12 protein-coding genes are annotated in these 13,266 nt (G+C 72.9%); 3 read left to right on the top strand and 9 right to left on the bottom strand.

Going from position 1 to position 13,266, the window contains the following annotated elements; all coding sequences use genetic code 11:
• Positions 1 to 180 precede the first annotated feature (180 nt).
• From GRC12_RS09570 to GRC12_RS09590, 5 genes are read right to left on the bottom strand one after another with little or no spacing between them, the layout of a single operon-like run.
• Positions 181 to 978: a type III pantothenate kinase gene (locus GRC12_RS09570; RefSeq protein WP_133044299.1), complete on the bottom strand. Its 798-nt coding sequence runs from the start codon at positions 976 to 978 to the stop codon at positions 181 to 183.
• Positions 979 to 987: 9 nt separating this feature from the next.
• Entirely contained in the window at positions 988 to 1,965 is a 978-nt protein-coding gene (nadC, locus tag GRC12_RS09575; RefSeq protein WP_208778765.1) for a carboxylating nicotinate-nucleotide diphosphorylase, read from the bottom strand.
• Between the two features lie 5 nt (positions 1,966 to 1,970).
• Positions 1,971 to 3,695 carry an L-aspartate oxidase gene (locus tag GRC12_RS09580; protein WP_208778766.1) on the bottom strand — a complete coding sequence of 575 codons (1,725 nt, stop codon included), beginning with the start codon at positions 3,693 to 3,695 and terminating at the stop codon, positions 1,971 to 1,973.
• Complete coding sequence (panC, locus tag GRC12_RS09585; RefSeq protein WP_208778767.1) at positions 3,692 to 4,744, bottom strand: pantoate--beta-alanine ligase; 1,053 nt, start codon at positions 4,742 to 4,744, stop codon at positions 3,692 to 3,694. The genes GRC12_RS09580 and panC overlap by 4 nt, the downstream gene beginning before the upstream one ends.
• A complete protein-coding gene (locus GRC12_RS09590; RefSeq protein ID WP_208778768.1) occupies positions 4,741 to 5,670 on the bottom strand; it encodes a Rossmann-like and DUF2520 domain-containing protein in 930 nt (309 codons plus the stop codon). The genes panC and GRC12_RS09590 overlap by 4 nt, the downstream gene beginning before the upstream one ends.
• 185 nt (positions 5,671 to 5,855) lie before the next feature.
• Here GRC12_RS09590 and GRC12_RS09595 point away from each other — a divergent pair, with 185 nt between their 5' ends.
• Together GRC12_RS09595 and GRC12_RS09600 are read left to right on the top strand one after the other, a co-directional pair.
• Positions 5,856 to 7,055 (top strand): threonine aldolase family protein, encoded by a 1,200-nt coding sequence (locus tag GRC12_RS09595; RefSeq protein WP_208778769.1) that lies wholly within the window; start codon positions 5,856 to 5,858, stop codon positions 7,053 to 7,055.
• Positions 7,056 to 7,123: 68 nt separating this feature from the next.
• Positions 7,124 to 8,227: a DUF5937 family protein gene (locus GRC12_RS09600; RefSeq protein WP_208778770.1), complete on the top strand. Its 1,104-nt coding sequence runs from the start codon at positions 7,124 to 7,126 to the stop codon at positions 8,225 to 8,227.
• A gap of 66 nt (positions 8,228 to 8,293) precedes the next feature.
• On the opposite strand, the gene GRC12_RS09605 is transcribed toward GRC12_RS09600, so the two are convergent.
• The 3 genes from GRC12_RS09605 to GRC12_RS09615 all read right to left on the bottom strand — a co-directional run bounded on the left by GRC12_RS09605 (position 8,294) and on the right by GRC12_RS09615 (position 10,914).
• On the bottom strand, positions 8,294 to 8,926 hold the full coding sequence (locus GRC12_RS09605) for an AAA family ATPase (protein ID WP_208778771.1): 633 nt from the start codon (positions 8,924 to 8,926) through the stop codon (positions 8,294 to 8,296).
• A gap of 49 nt (positions 8,927 to 8,975) precedes the next feature.
• On the bottom strand, positions 8,976 to 9,647 hold the full coding sequence (locus GRC12_RS09610; RefSeq protein WP_133044292.1) for a response regulator transcription factor: 672 nt from the start codon (positions 9,645 to 9,647) through the stop codon (positions 8,976 to 8,978).
• A gap of 64 nt (positions 9,648 to 9,711) precedes the next feature.
• On the bottom strand, positions 9,712 to 10,914 hold the full coding sequence (locus tag GRC12_RS09615; RefSeq protein WP_208778772.1) for a sensor histidine kinase: 1,203 nt from the start codon (positions 10,912 to 10,914) through the stop codon (positions 9,712 to 9,714).
• 118 nt (positions 10,915 to 11,032) lie between these two features.
• On the opposite strand from GRC12_RS09615, the gene GRC12_RS09620 reads away from it, so the two are divergent.
• Entirely contained in the window at positions 11,033 to 12,070 is a 1,038-nt protein-coding gene (locus tag GRC12_RS09620) for an SAM-dependent methyltransferase (RefSeq protein ID WP_308286513.1), read from the top strand.
• A 27-nt stretch (positions 12,071 to 12,097) separates the two neighbouring features.
• Here the strand turns inward: GRC12_RS09620 and GRC12_RS09625 are convergent, their stop codons facing one another.
• Positions 12,098 to 13,249 carry an NADH-quinone oxidoreductase subunit D gene (locus GRC12_RS09625; protein ID WP_208778773.1) on the bottom strand — a complete coding sequence of 384 codons (1,152 nt, stop codon included), beginning with the start codon at positions 13,247 to 13,249 and terminating at the stop codon, positions 12,098 to 12,100.
• Positions 13,250 to 13,266 lie beyond the last annotated feature (17 nt).

The raw sequence follows: 13,266 nt of genomic DNA on the forward strand, positions 1-13,266 counted from the left end.
GGGGTGGAGGGCGAGGGCGAGGGCGCGGCGGAGCACACGCAGCTCCTCCGTGCCGAACGCCATGCCGCCGCGGGATCCGTATGGCGTGGGCATGGGGCGACGATACGCGCTAATCAGACAAACCCGACATAGGGGGGCGGTGTGGCGCAGTCGAGCCACCCGGTTGCTCCCCCGCGGGCCTCACATCCGGGACACGTTCCGCTCGTACACCAGCCGCAGCCCGACCAGCGTCAGCCAGGGCTCGTGCTCGTCGATGACCGAGGACTCCCCGAGCACCATCGGCGCAAGGCCGCCGGTCGCGATCACGGTCACGTCGTCCGGGTCGTCCGCGAGCTCACGGGCCATCCGGCTGACGACCCCGTCGACCTGCCCGGCGAAGCCGTAGATGATGCCGGACTGCATCGCCTCGACCGTGTTCTTGCCGATCACGCTGCGGGGTCTGGCCACCTCGATCTTCCGCAGCTGCGCGCCCCGCACCCCGAGCGCCTCGACGGAGATCTCGATACCGGGGGCGATCACGCCGCCGATGTACTCCCCGCGCGCGGAGACCGCGTCGAAGGTCGTGGCCGTACCGAAGTCGACGACGATCGCCGGTCCCCCGTACAGCTCGACGGCGGCGACCGCGTTGATGATGCGGTCGGCGCCGACCTCCTTGGGGTTGTCGGTGAGGATCGGCACCCCCGTCTTCACCCCCGGCTCCACGAGCACGGCCGGCACGTCGCCGTAGTAGCGCCGGGTCACCTCGCGCAGTTCGTGCAGCACGGAGGGGACGGTGGCGCAGATGGCGATGCCGTCGATGCCGTCGCCCAGTTCGTCGCCGAGCAGCGGATGCATCCCCATCAGGCCCTGCAGCAGCACCGCCAGTTCGTCCGCCGTGCGGCGCGCGTCCGTGGAGATGCGCCAGTGCTCGACGATGTCCTCCCCGTCGAAGAGGCCCAGGACGGTGTGGGTGTTGCCCACGTCGATCGTCAGCAGCATGGCCGGTACCTACTCCGCCGCTCGCAGGTCGAGACCGATGTCGAGGATCGGCGAGGAGTGGGTGAGGGCACCGACGGCGAGGTAGTCGACGCCGGTGTCCGCGTAGGCCTTGGCGTTGTCCAGGGTGAGCCGTCCGGAGGCCTCCAGCGCGGCGCGGCCGTGCACGATGGCGACGGCCTCTTCGCACTCGCCGGGCGTGAAGTTGTCCAGCAGGATCAGGTCGGCGCCCGCGTCGACGACCTCGCGCAGCTGGTGCAGGGTGTCGACCTCGACCTCGATCGGCAGGTCCGGGAAGGCCTCCCGTACAGCCTTGAAGGCCGGCCCGACCCCGCCGGCGGCGACCACGTGGTTGTCCTTGACGAGGGCCGCGTCCGACAGCGACATCCGGTGGTTGACGCCCCCGCCGCAGCGGACGGCGAACTTCTCCAGGGAGCGGAGCCCCGGAGTCGTCTTGCGGGTGTCGCGGACCTTGGTCCCGGTGCCGTCCAGGACGTCCGCCCACGCGCGCGTGGCGGTCGCGATGCCGGACAGCCGGCACAGGAGGTTCAGCGCGCTGCGCTCGCCGGTGAGCAGGTCACGCGTGCGCGTGGTGACCGACAGCAGCTTCTGCCCGGCCTCCACGCGGTCGCCGTCCTCGACGTGCCGCTCGACCTCGAACTCGTCCGTGCACACCACGGACAGCACCGCCTCGGCGACCCTGAGGCCCGCCACGACGCCCGCCTCGCGCGCGGTGAAGTCACCGGTGGCGACGGCGTCCTCCGGGATGGTCGCCACCGTGGTCACGTCCACGCCGTGGTCGAGGTCCTCCTGGATCGCGACGTTGGCGATGTCCTCGACCTCCACGGGGTCGAGTCCGGCGTCGGCCAGGAGCTGGGCGAGCGCGGGGTCGAGGCCGCACTCCAGGTATTCGGCGTCGGTGTCGGCGCCGCAGGCACAGCCGTCGCCGCAGCCGCCGTTCGACACGAGGGGGAGGTCGGGGGTGCTCACTTCTGTCACTGCTCCTGGAGGCGCTGCTGTGGCTGCTGGGTCGGGGGGAAGTCTGCGGTATCGGTGGTGTGCACGGCGAGGGTGCGGTCCGGATTCAGCCGTACGACGATGTGCCGGCGCCATGCCGTGTCGTCGCGGTCGGCGTGGTCCTCCCGCCAGTGGCAGCCGCGCGTCTCCTCGCGCAGGCGGGCGGCGGCGACCAGGACGCGGGCGACGCACAGGAGGTTGGTGGCCTCCCAGGTGTCGACGCCGGGCTCGGCGGTCTTGCCGTTCTCGTCGAGGGAGTCGCGGGCTTCGGTGTGCAGCTGCTGGAGCTGGTCGGCGGCCGTGGCGAGGGAGTCTGCCGAGCGCAGGACGCCCGCGCCGTCGGTCATGATCCGCTGGATCGCGAACCGGGCCTCGGGGGCGAGGAGCGGGTGCGCGGGCTTCTCCGGGTGGTCGACGGATTCGGGGACGCGCGCGTGGAGGCCGTCGTCGGCGTGGGCCGCCGCGATGTCGGCGGCGATGCGCTCGGCGTAGACGAGGCCTTCCAGGAGGGAGTTGGAGGCGAGCCGGTTGGCGCCGTGCACGCCGGTGCAGGCGACCTCGCCGCACGCGTACAGGCCGGGGACGGTCGTCCGGCCCCGGGAGTCGGTGCGCACGCCGCCGGAGGCGTAGTGGGCGGCCGGGGCGATCGGGATGGGGTCGGTGACCGGGTCGATGCCGTGGGCGCGGCAGGCGGCGAGGATGGTCGGGAAGCGGTGCTCCCACATGTCGGCGCCGAAGTGCCGGGCGTCGAGGAACATGTGCTCGGCGTCCCGCTCCTGCATGCGGCGCATGATGCCCTTGGCGACGATGTCCCGGGGCGCGAGCTCGGCCAGTTCGTGCTGCCCCAGCATGAAGCGCACCCCGTCGGCGTCGACCAGGTGCGCGCCCTCGCCGCGCACGGCCTCGGAGACCAGGGGCTGCTGGCCCTCGGCGTCCGGGCCGAGGAACAGCACCGTGGGGTGGAACTGCACGAACTCCAGGTCGCTGACCTCGGCGCCCGCGCGCAGGGCGAGCGCCACGCCGTCGCCGGTGGAGACCGACGGGTTGGTGGTCGCCGAGAAGACCTGGCCCATGCCACCGGTCGCGAGCACGACCGCGGGGGCGTGCACGGCGCCCACGCCGTCGTGCTGCCCCTCGCCCATCACGTGCAGGCTCACACCCGCCGTACGGCCGTCGGCGTCCGTCAGCAGGTCCAGCACGAGCGCGTTCTCGATCGTGCGCACACCGCGCGCGCGGGCCGCCTCGACGAGCGCCCGGGAGATCTCCGCGCCGGTCGCGTCTCCGCCGGCGTGCGCGATACGGCGGCGGTGGTGCCCGCCCTCGCGGGTGAGCGCCAGATCCCCGGCCTCGGACTCGTCGAAGTGCGCGCCGGTCGCGATGAGCCGGCGTACGGCGTCGGGTCCCTCGGTGACGAGGATCCGTACCGCCTCCTCGTCGCACAGGCCCGCGCCGGCCACCAGGGTGTCGTCCAGGTGCTGTTCGGGGGTGTCGCCCTCGCCGAGGGCCGCGGCGACGCCGCCCTGCGCCCAGCGGGTGGAGCCGTCGTCGAGACGGGCCTTGGTGACGACGACCGTGTTCAGGCCGGCGGCCTCACAGCGCAGCGCGGCGGTCAGGCCGGCCACCCCGGAGCCGACGACCACCACGTCCGCGGAGATGGCCCAGCCCGGTGCGGGGGCGTGCAGTCGTATGCCTGTGCTGGTCACGAGGCGGCTCCGAAGGTTTTCCCGAAGGTGAGAGGGATGTTGTCGATCAGCCGGGTCGTCCCGACCCGGGCGGCGACGGCGAGGACGGCCTCGCCGGTGAAGTCGTCCCCGATCTCGGTGAAGTCGGCGGGGTCGACGAGGGCGAGGTAGTCCAGTTCGAGCGGCGGCGACAGGCGTGCGGCGTCGTCGAGGACCAGTCGGGCGGCCGCGCGGACGGCGGAGGGGGCGCCGTAGGAGGTGCCCCGCGTGGCGTCCGCGCCGGCGGCGGTGGCTGAAGACGGGAGGGACTTGGCGACGGCGTGCGCGTCGGCCGCGGCGCGGGACTCCCCTATGGCGCTGAGGGCTTCGGCACGCGCATGCGTGGCGGGCACCTCGCGTGCCCGGGCGCGCAGCGCCTCCTGCGCCGCGTGCCGGTCGCGGCCCGCGAACAGCGCGCGGGACAGCGCGAGCGCCGTGCGCCGCTCGGCGGGCGACAGGTAGCGGTTGCGGCTGGAGAGCGCGAGGCCGTCCTCCTCGCGCACCGTGGGCACGCCGACGATCTCGACGCCGAAGTTCAGGTCCCGCACCATGCGGCGGATCAGCGCGAGCTGCTGGGCGTCCTTCTGGCCGTACAGGGCGACGTCGGGGCGGGTGAGGTGCAGCAGCTTGGCGACGACGGTGAGCATGCCGTCGAAGTGGCCGGGACGCGAGGCGCCCTCCAGACGCTCCCCCATCGGGCCCGCGCTGATCCGCACCTGGGGCTCGCCGCCCGGGTAGACCTCGTCCACGGCGGGGGCGAACACGACGTCCGCGCCGGACCGTCCGGCGAGCTCCACGTCGGCGTCCAGGGTGCGCGGATAGCGGTCGAGGTCCTCGCCCTTGCCGAACTGCAGCGGGTTGACGAAGACGGTGACGACGACCTCGCCGTCCGTTCCGGCGATCTCGCGCGCGGTGCGGATCAGGGTGGCGTGGCCCTCGTGCAGGGCGCCCATGGTCATCACGACGACGCGGCGTCCGGCACGCGCGCGTGCGTGGAGTTCGGCCGCGGTGCTGAGCAGGGTGGTGGTCATCGGGCCTCTCCCTCGGCGCCGTTGGTCCCGTCGGCGAGTACACCGAGGAGGTCCTCGGCGAGTTCCGGCTTCAGCAGCCCGTGGGCGAGCGCCCGGTCGGCGGTCGCGCGAGCCATCGCCAGGTAGCCGGCGACGGCCTGCGGGGCGTGCCGGCGCAGCTCCCGCACGTGCGCGGCGACCGTGCCCGCGTCCCCGCGTGCGACCGGGCCGGTCAGGGCCGCGTCCCCGGAGCGCAGGGCGTTGTCGAGGGCGGCGCCGAGCAGCGGGCCGAGCATCCGGTCGGGCGCCTCGACACCGGCCGCGCGCAGCAGTTCCATCGACTGGGCGACCAGCGTGACCAGGTGGTTGGCGCCCAGCGCGAGGGCCGCGTGGTAGAGCGGGCGCATCTCCTCGGCGATCCACTCAGGCTCGCCGCCCATTTCGATCACCAGGGCCTCGGCGGCCAGCCGCAGCTCGTCGGGCGCGGTGACCCCGAAGGAGCAGCCGGCCAGCCGCTGGACGTCCACGGGCGTGCCGGTGAAGGTCATGGCGGGGTGCAGGGCCAGCGGAAGCGCGCCCGCGCGCAGGGCGGGGTCGAGGACCTTGGCGCCGTACCGCCCGGAGGTGTGCACGAGCAGCTGGCCCGGCCGTACGGCCCCGGTCTCGGCGAGACCCTCGACCAGTCCGGGCAGTGTGTCGTCCGGGACGGTCAGCAGGACCAGGTCGGCGCGCTCCAGCACCTCGGCGGGCGGGACGAGCGGCACGTCGGGGAGCAGTTGCGCGGCCCGCCTGCGGGAGGCGGTGGAGACCCCGGAGACGGCCACCGGGCGGTGCCCGGCGAGCTGGAGGGACGCGGCCAGTGCGGGGCCCACGCGGCCGGCGCCGACGACGCCGACGGTGAGCCGCGCGGGGCGGTCCCTGGGGTCTGGCTGTTGGCTTGTACTCACGCGACGGTGGCCTTCCCGTTCCAGTCCGCTCCGGGTACCGGACGATTTCTCGTCATGTTAACGCTATCGGTCCTGGGGACGGCCGGTCGTCCACAGGCTGTGGGTTACCGCACACCGCGCCCGCCCCGGCGGGGGCCGTGGAAATCCGGGTGCCGCCCGGCAGCGCGGCGGGCATGATCCCGGCCATGAGCGATGCGGCGGAGCAGACGGAACGTCCGGAGGAGCCGGTGACCGACGAGGAGCGGCGCAAGCGCCGGCGCGAACGGCGCATCAGCGCGTACCGGGGCGCCAAGCGCGTGCTCGCGCGCCCCGGGTTCCTCGGCACCCTCCGCGAGCGCCTGGCGCTGCTGGACGGCCTCGAGGACGTGTACGACCTGGACGAGCCGGCCGACATCTACGGCGACGGGGTCGTCGAGGCCCTGGAGCGGAAGGTCGCCGAACTGCTCGGCACCGAGGCCGCCGCGTTCTTCCCGACGGGCACGATGGCCCAGCAGGTGGCGCTGCGCTGCTGGGCGGGCCGCACAGGCAACCCGACCGTCGCCCTGCACGCCCTCGCCCACCCCGAGGTGCACGAACGGAACGCGTTCAGCCAGGTCAGCGGTCTGCGCCCGGTCCGCGTGACGAGTGAGCCCCGGCTACCGAGCGCCGACGAGGTACGCGACCTCGCGGAGCCCTTCGGCGCGCTGATGCTCGAACTGCCCCTCAGGGACGCCGGTTTCGTGCTGCCCTCCTGGGAGGAGCTCACCGAGGTGGTGGAGGCGGCGCGCGAGCGCGACGCGGTGGTGCACTTCGACGGCGCGCGCCTGTGGGAGTCCACCGTCCACCTCGGCCGCCCCCTGGACGAGATCGCGGGCCTGGCGGACAGCGTCTACGTGTCGTTCTACAAGTCCCTCGGCGGCCTCGGCGGCGCCGCGCTCGCCGGTCCGAGGACGCTGACCGACGAGGCGAAGACCTGGCGCCACCGGTACGGCGGCCAGGTCTTCCAGCAGTTCCCGACGGCCCTGTCCGCGCTCGCCGGCCTGGAGCGGGAACTGCCCCGGCTGCCCGAATATGTCGCCCACGCGCGCGTGGTGGCCGAGGCGCTGCGCGAGGGGTTCGCGGCGGCCGGGGTGCCGTGGGCGCGCGTCCACCCGGAACAGCCGCACACGCACGACTTCCAGCTCTGGCTGCCCTACGACGTCGATGTCGTCTCGGAGGCGGCGATACGGCAGGGCGAGGAGACGGGGACGCTGCTGTTCGCCGACTCCTGGGACGAGAAGGGCCCGGGTCTGGCGGTCACCGAGGTCGAGGTACGCGCTGCGGGCCTGGAGTGGACGGCCGACGACGTGAAGGCGGCCGTCGCGGAGTTCGTCGCCCGGCTGCCCGAGGCGCCCGGGCCCCGGTGACGGCCCTCGATTGACGGGCGTCGTCAATCGGCGACGGCGTTGTCAGTGGCGGGGTGCACCATGAGGTCATGAGCGTGCGCATCGACATCGCGGGGCTGCGGCCGGAGAGGGTCGCCGTCGTGCCCTCCCCGCTGGCCGAGCTCGGCATGGCGCTGCACGCGCTGTCCGAGCCGGGCCACCACCCGGGCCTGCAGGGCTGGGTGACGGGTGTGACGGCCGCCCTGGATCCGCATCTGGCCGACCGGATGTGCGACGCGGACTTCCTGTGGACGACGACGTTCTCGGACCTGTTCCTGCCGTACGCGGGCATCCCCGGCGGTGCCGCCCTGCCCGGGGCCACGCTCGCCGAGGAGCTGGACCTGCTGGACAAGCTCACGGACGAACAGTTCGTCGACGCGGCGCTGGAGTTCAGCTGCGCGATGTCCTACGGCGTCGGGGCCGGCTGGCTCGTCGACGCCGCGATGGGCCGGCGCGCCCTCGAGCTGGCCGCCGCGCGGGGGCCGCGCCAGCAGCGGTTCACCGAGCTGCTGCTGACCGACCCGCCCAAGATCAGGGCCTGGTTGCGTCAGTTCCTCGAGGACTGCGACGAGGCGTTCTTCGCCGAGACCTGGTCCCGGCTGCGCCACCAGCTCACCGCGGACGCCCGCCACAAGACCGACCTGCTGCGCCTGAAGGGCCTCGCGGAGGCGCTGACCGCCGTGTCGCCGGCGGTCACGCTGGACGAGGGCGGCGAGCGGATCACGGTCGACAAGCTGAGCGTGGGCCGCACGGCCACCGTGGACGGCACCCTGCTGCTCGTCCCGACCAGCCTCGGCTGGCCGCACCTGTCCGTCCTGTACCGGCCCGGCTGGCAGCCGGTGGTGCACTACCCGGTCGGCTCCCCGGAGCTCGCCGCCCCGCCCTCGGTCGAGCAGCTCGCCCTGGGGATGACCGCGCTGTCCCACCCCGTACGGATGCGGATGTGCCGCTATCTGGCCCGCAGCGCCTACACCACCAGCGAGCTGGCACAGGCGCACGGCATGACGGCCCCGGAGATATCCCGCCATCTGGGCGTCCTGAAGAAGGCGGGCCTGATCACCACGCGCCGCCGGGGCCGCTATGTGCAGCACCAGTTGGACATAGCGGTCGTGGCCCGGCTGGGCAGCGACTTCCTGGAGGGCATCCTGCGCTGAGCGGGGGCGCCTGCCCGAGCTGGGGCCGCCTGCTTGAGCTGGGGCCGCCTGCGCCGAGCGGACGGCTCAGTCGAACCGGATGTGCCGGATCCCCACGCCCGCCTGCCTGAGCCGGGTCCGCAGCGCCCCCTCGTCGTTCGGCCGCAGCGTCAGTCCGGCGAGCACGGCGATGCGGTCCGCCGTCTTCGGCACGGTCGAGTGGTCGGTCCACAGGTGCTCGGCGAACTCCGGCTCCCGCAGCCGCTCCAGACAGTGGTCGAGCTGCCGTACCGCCCACGTCTCCCTGCCGAGACCGGCGTTCTTGCCGGCGACGTACCGAAGGAGGTGCCCGAAGCCACGCTCCCGCAGCCGCCGCAGCACGGTCTCGCGCTGGGCGAGGAGAGTGAAGTGCCGTACGTCGTGGCCGAGTTCGCGCAGCCGGCCCACCGTCTCGGCGAAGTGGCCCGAGTCGGTGACGGTCATGGGCGCGATCACCACGCCGTCGTGCTTGGTCAGCGCCAGGTCGAGCACCTCGACCACGCCCTGCCGCCAGGCGGTCAGGTCCTGGAAGTCTCCCCGCAGTTCGGGCGGCAGCATCCGGCGCAGACCGAAGCCGGCGTGCTCGGGGTCGCAGATCACGCTGCCCCGCAGGCGCCGCTGGAGCTCGTGCGCGGTCTGGGTCTTGCCGCCCCCGAAGGGGCCGTTGATCCACAGGAGCATGCGCAGACCCTAGTGGGCGGCGGTTACACGGGCGTCACGCACGCGTGGATCAGCCGTGCCCGCCCGCGCGCACCAGCCCCGTCTCGTAGGCGAGGACCACCACCTGCACGCGGTCCCTGAGGCCCAGCTTGGTCAGGATGCGTCCCACATGGGTCTTCACGGTCGCCTCGGACAGCACCAGGCGGGCCGCGATCTCGCCGTTGGACAGGCCCTGCGCGACCAGCACCATGACCTCGCGCTCGCGGTCGGTGAGCCGCTCCAGCTCCTTGTGCTGGGGCTCCTTCCCGGCGCTCGGCAGCATCGGCGCGAACCGGTCGAGCAGCCGGCGCGTGGTCGACGGCGCCACCACCGCGTCACCGCTGTGCACGGAGCGGATGGCTGCGAGGAGTTCACCGGGCGGCACGTCCTTGAGCATGAAGCCGGACGCACCCGCCTTGAGCCCGGAGAAGGCGTACTCGTCGAGGTCGAACGTGGTCAGGATCAGCACCTTCGGCGGGTCCGGCTCCGAGCAGATGCGGCGGGTCGTCTCCACACCGTCCAGCTTCGGCATGCGGACATCCATCAGGACGACGTCCACGGCGGTCGAGCGCAGCACCTGCAGGGCCTCGACGCCGTCCCCCGCCTCCGCGACGACCTCCATGTCCGGCTGTGCGGCGAGCACCATCCGGAACCCGGTGCGCAGCAGCACCTGGTCGTCGACGAGCATCACGCGGATCGTCATCGAAGCCTCTTCCGTGTCCGTCTTCAGGGGTGTTACAGGTGTCAACAGGGGGCGTGCGAAAACGTCAGTGCGCCGGTTTGAGCGGCAGCAGGGCACTGATGCGGAATCCTCCGCCCGGGCGCGGGCCCGCGTCCAGGGTTCCGCCCACCATGCCGACCCGCTCGCGCATCCCGATCAGGCCGTGGCCCTGTCCGTCGGCGCCGCCCTCCTCGTACAGCTCGTGCGGGGCGCCCTTGCCGTCGTCCTCGACGAGCAGACCGAGCCCGTCGTCGAAGTAGACCAGCCGCACGCTCGCGCCCGCGTTGGGACCGCCGTGCTTGCGGGTGTTGGTCAGCGCCTCCTGCACGATGCGGTACGCCGTCAGCTCCACCCCGCTGGGCAGCGGGCGCGGGGTGCCCTCGACCTTGAAGTCGACCGGCAGACCGGAGGTACGGCACTGCTCGATCAGCTCGTCGATCTGCTCGACGTCGGGCTGCGGGACGTACTCGCCGACCTCCTTGTGCTCGCCGGTGCGCAGCACGCCCAGCAGACGGCGCATCTCGGCGAGGGCCTGGCGGCCCGTGGAGGAGATGGTCTCCAGCGCCTTCTTCGCCTGGTCGGGGGCGGCGTCGAGGACGTAGGCGGCGCCGTCGGCCTGCACCACCATCACCGACACGTTGTGCGCGACCACGTCGTGCAGCTCGCGCGCGATCCGGGCGCGTTCGGCCGCGACCGCGACCTTGGCCTGCGCCTCGCGCTCCTTCTCCAGCCGGGCGGCACGCTCCTCCAGCTGCGCGAAGTACGCACGCCGCGTGCGGATCGAGTCGCCCAGCACCCAGGCCAGCGCGAACGGCACCGTCTGGAAGATCACCAGCGCCACATGGCCGAGGGCACTGGAGTGCTCGGCCGGCCAGCGGAACTCCGCGAAGGTCGCGGCCGACAGCCCCACCGCCAGGGCGAGCCGGGAGGCCCAGCGGGCGCCCATGACGGCCACGGTGTAGACGATCACCAGCATCGCGAAGTCGGCGACCGTCGTCGCCACGTCCAGCGCGAGCTGCGCCACGCCGAGGGCGATCACCAGCAGCAGCATCTTCTCCGGCATGCGCCGACGCAGCGCGATCGCCAGGCACAGCAGCAGCGCGATCGGAACGATCAGGGCCGGTGACACGGTGCCCCGGGTGTCCTGATGGCCGGCTCCACTCGCCAGAGAGACGCCGAACAGGAAGACGGCCCAGAAGGAGTCGACCCCGGTCGGGTGTCTGCGGAGGAAGTCATAGAGGCGCTGCACGTAACCCAGCGTAGGGAAGCGGGATGCGTGCAGGGGTCAACCGGAGGGTCGATCCGCATCCGCCGCGTGTACTCCGCAAGGTGGAGGTCGCGTTCCTCTGTGCGCTTAGCCTGGCCCGGTGACGGAAGAGATGACGGACCAGTGGCGCGGCTGGCGGGCGGCGACGCGGGCGGTCCTGTACGGGCCCGGCGGCTTCTACCGCCGCCCCGAGGGCCCGGCCGGGCACTTCCGTACGTCCGTGCACGCGTCGCCGCTCTTCGCCGAGGCCGTGGCCGGGCTGCTGTGCCGCGTCGACGAGACCCTCGGCCGGCCCGACCGCCTCGACTTCGTCGACATGGCGGCCGGGCGCGGCGAGCTGGTCACCGGCGTCCTGGCCGCGCTGCCCGCTCACGTGCTCCCACGCGTGCGTGCCTGCGCCGTCGAGCTCGCCGAACGGCCCTCCGACCTGGACGAACAGGTCGAATGGCTCCCCGAGCCGCCTGAGGGCCTCACCGGGCTGCTCTTCGCCAACGAGTGGCTCGACAACGTTCCGCTGGACGTCGCCGAGGTGGACGAGGACGGCGTGCCGCGCACGGTTCTGGTGCGGCAGGACGGTACGGAACGTCTCGGCGACCCGGTCGGCGGCGACGAGGCGGACTGGCTCGCGCGGTGGTGGCCGCTGCCGCCCGAGGAAGGTCTGCGGGCCGAGATCGGCCTGCCGCGCGACGAGGCGTGGGCGGGCGCGGTCGCGGCGCTCGACCGGGGGCTCGCGGTCGCCGTGGACTACGCGCACACCCGGGAGACGCGCCCCCCGTTCGGCACTCTCACGGGCTTCCGCGCGGGACGGGAAACGGCGCCCGTACCCGACGGGAAGCGCGACATCACGGCGCACGTGGCGTTGGACGCGTGCGCGGCGCGCTCCGCGGCGCTCGCCGAGCGGCAGGGGCGCGTTCTGCGGCAGCGCGAGGCACTGCGCGCCTTGGGCATCACCGGCACACGACCCCCGCTCGCGCTTGCGTCCGCACAACCCGCCGCCTACGTCCGCGCCCTCGCGAGCGCCGGTGAAGCCGCGGAACTCACCGCGCCCGGCGGCCTCGGCGACTTCGGATGGCTGCTCCAGCCGGTCGGAACGGCGAACCCGCTGGACATCACGGACGCGCCCGACGCGCGGGCGTGACCGACGCGCCGATGTCCCGGACCCGACCTACTTGTCGATGTCCCCGACCACGAAGAACAGCGACCCGAGGATCGCCACCATGTCCGCCACCAGCGTCCCCGGCAGCAGTTCCACGAGTGCCTGGATGTTGTTGTAGGACGCCGAGCGCAGCTTCAGCCGGTACGGCGTCTTCTCGCCCTTGCTGACGAGGTAGTAGCCGTTGATGCCGAGCGGGTTCTCGGTCCAGGCGTAGGTGTGGCCCTCGGGTGCCTTGAGGACCTTGGGGAGCCGCTGGTTGATCGGGCCGGGCGGCAGCTCGGCCAGGCGGTCGAGGCAGGCGTCGGCAAGGTCGAGGGCGTTGTGCGTCTGCTCCAGCAGCACCTCGAAGCGGGCGAGACAGTCGCCCTCCTGCCGGGTGACGACCTTCAGGACGTGCTGCAGCTCCCCGTACGCGAGATAGGGCTCGTCGCGCCGCAGGTCGAAGTCGACGCCCGAGGCACGCGCGATCGGCCCGCTGACGCCGTACGCGTGCACGGTCCCGGGGGCCAGCGCGCCCACGTCCCGGGTGCGCCCCCGGAAGATCTCGTTGCCGAGGACCAGGTCGTCGAACCGGTCCATGCGCGAGCGCACCCCCGCGACGGCGGCACGCGCGCGTGCGGCCCAGCCGGCCGGAAGGTCCTCCTTGAGGCCGCCGACGCGGTTGAACATGTAGTGCATACGGCCGCCGGAGATCTCCTCCATGACGTTCTGGAGGACCTCCCGCTCCCGGAACGCGTAGAAGACCGGGGTGATGCCGCCGAGCTCCAGCGGATAGGAGCCGAGGAACATCAGGTGGTTGAGCACCCGGTTGAGCTCCGCGAGCAGCGTCCGCGTCCACACCGCGCGCGTGGGGACCTCCATGCCGAGCATGCGCTCGACGGCGAGGACGACTCCCAGCTCGTTCGAGAAGGCCGACAGCCAGTCGTGGCGGTTGGCGAGCATGATGATCTGGCGGTAGTCCCGCGCCTCGAAGAGCTTCTCCGCGCCGCGGTGCATGTACCCGATCACCGGCTCGGCGCGCACGATGCGCTCGCCGTCCAGCACCAGCTTCAGCCGCAGCACGCCGTGCGTGGACGGGTGCTGCGGTCCGATGTTGAGCACCATGTCGGTGCTCTCCGCGGCGCCGCCGATACCGACCATGGTCTCCGTCGTAGGAGTCATGAACACAGTCTCTCCTA

Origin of the sequence: Streptomyces griseorubiginosus, assembly GCF_017614965.1 — a bacterium.
GTDB classification, from domain to species: Bacteria; Actinomycetota; Actinomycetes; order Streptomycetales; family Streptomycetaceae; genus Streptomyces; species Streptomyces griseorubiginosus_B.

Excerpts from the sequence above, each read along its gene's own strand:
- GRC12_RS09625 (WP_208778773.1), bottom strand. The coding sequence starts at position 13,249 with ATGACTCCTACGACGGAGACCATGGTCGGTATCGGCGGCGCCGCGGAG.
- GRC12_RS09610 (WP_133044292.1), bottom strand. The coding sequence starts at position 9,647 with ATGACGATCCGCGTGATGCTCGTCGACGACCAGGTGCTGCTGCGCACC.
- GRC12_RS09570 (WP_133044299.1), bottom strand. The coding sequence starts at position 978 with ATGCTGCTGACGATCGACGTGGGCAACACCCACACCGTCCTGGGCCTC.
- panC (WP_208778767.1), bottom strand. The coding sequence starts at position 4,744 with ATGACCACCACCCTGCTCAGCACCGCGGCCGAACTCCACGCACGCGCG.
- GRC12_RS09595 (WP_208778769.1), top strand. The coding sequence starts at position 5,856 with ATGAGCGATGCGGCGGAGCAGACGGAACGTCCGGAGGAGCCGGTGACC.
- GRC12_RS09605 (WP_208778771.1), bottom strand. The coding sequence starts at position 8,926 with ATGCTCCTGTGGATCAACGGCCCCTTCGGGGGCGGCAAGACCCAGACC.
- GRC12_RS09600 (WP_208778770.1), top strand. The coding sequence starts at position 7,124 with ATGAGCGTGCGCATCGACATCGCGGGGCTGCGGCCGGAGAGGGTCGCC.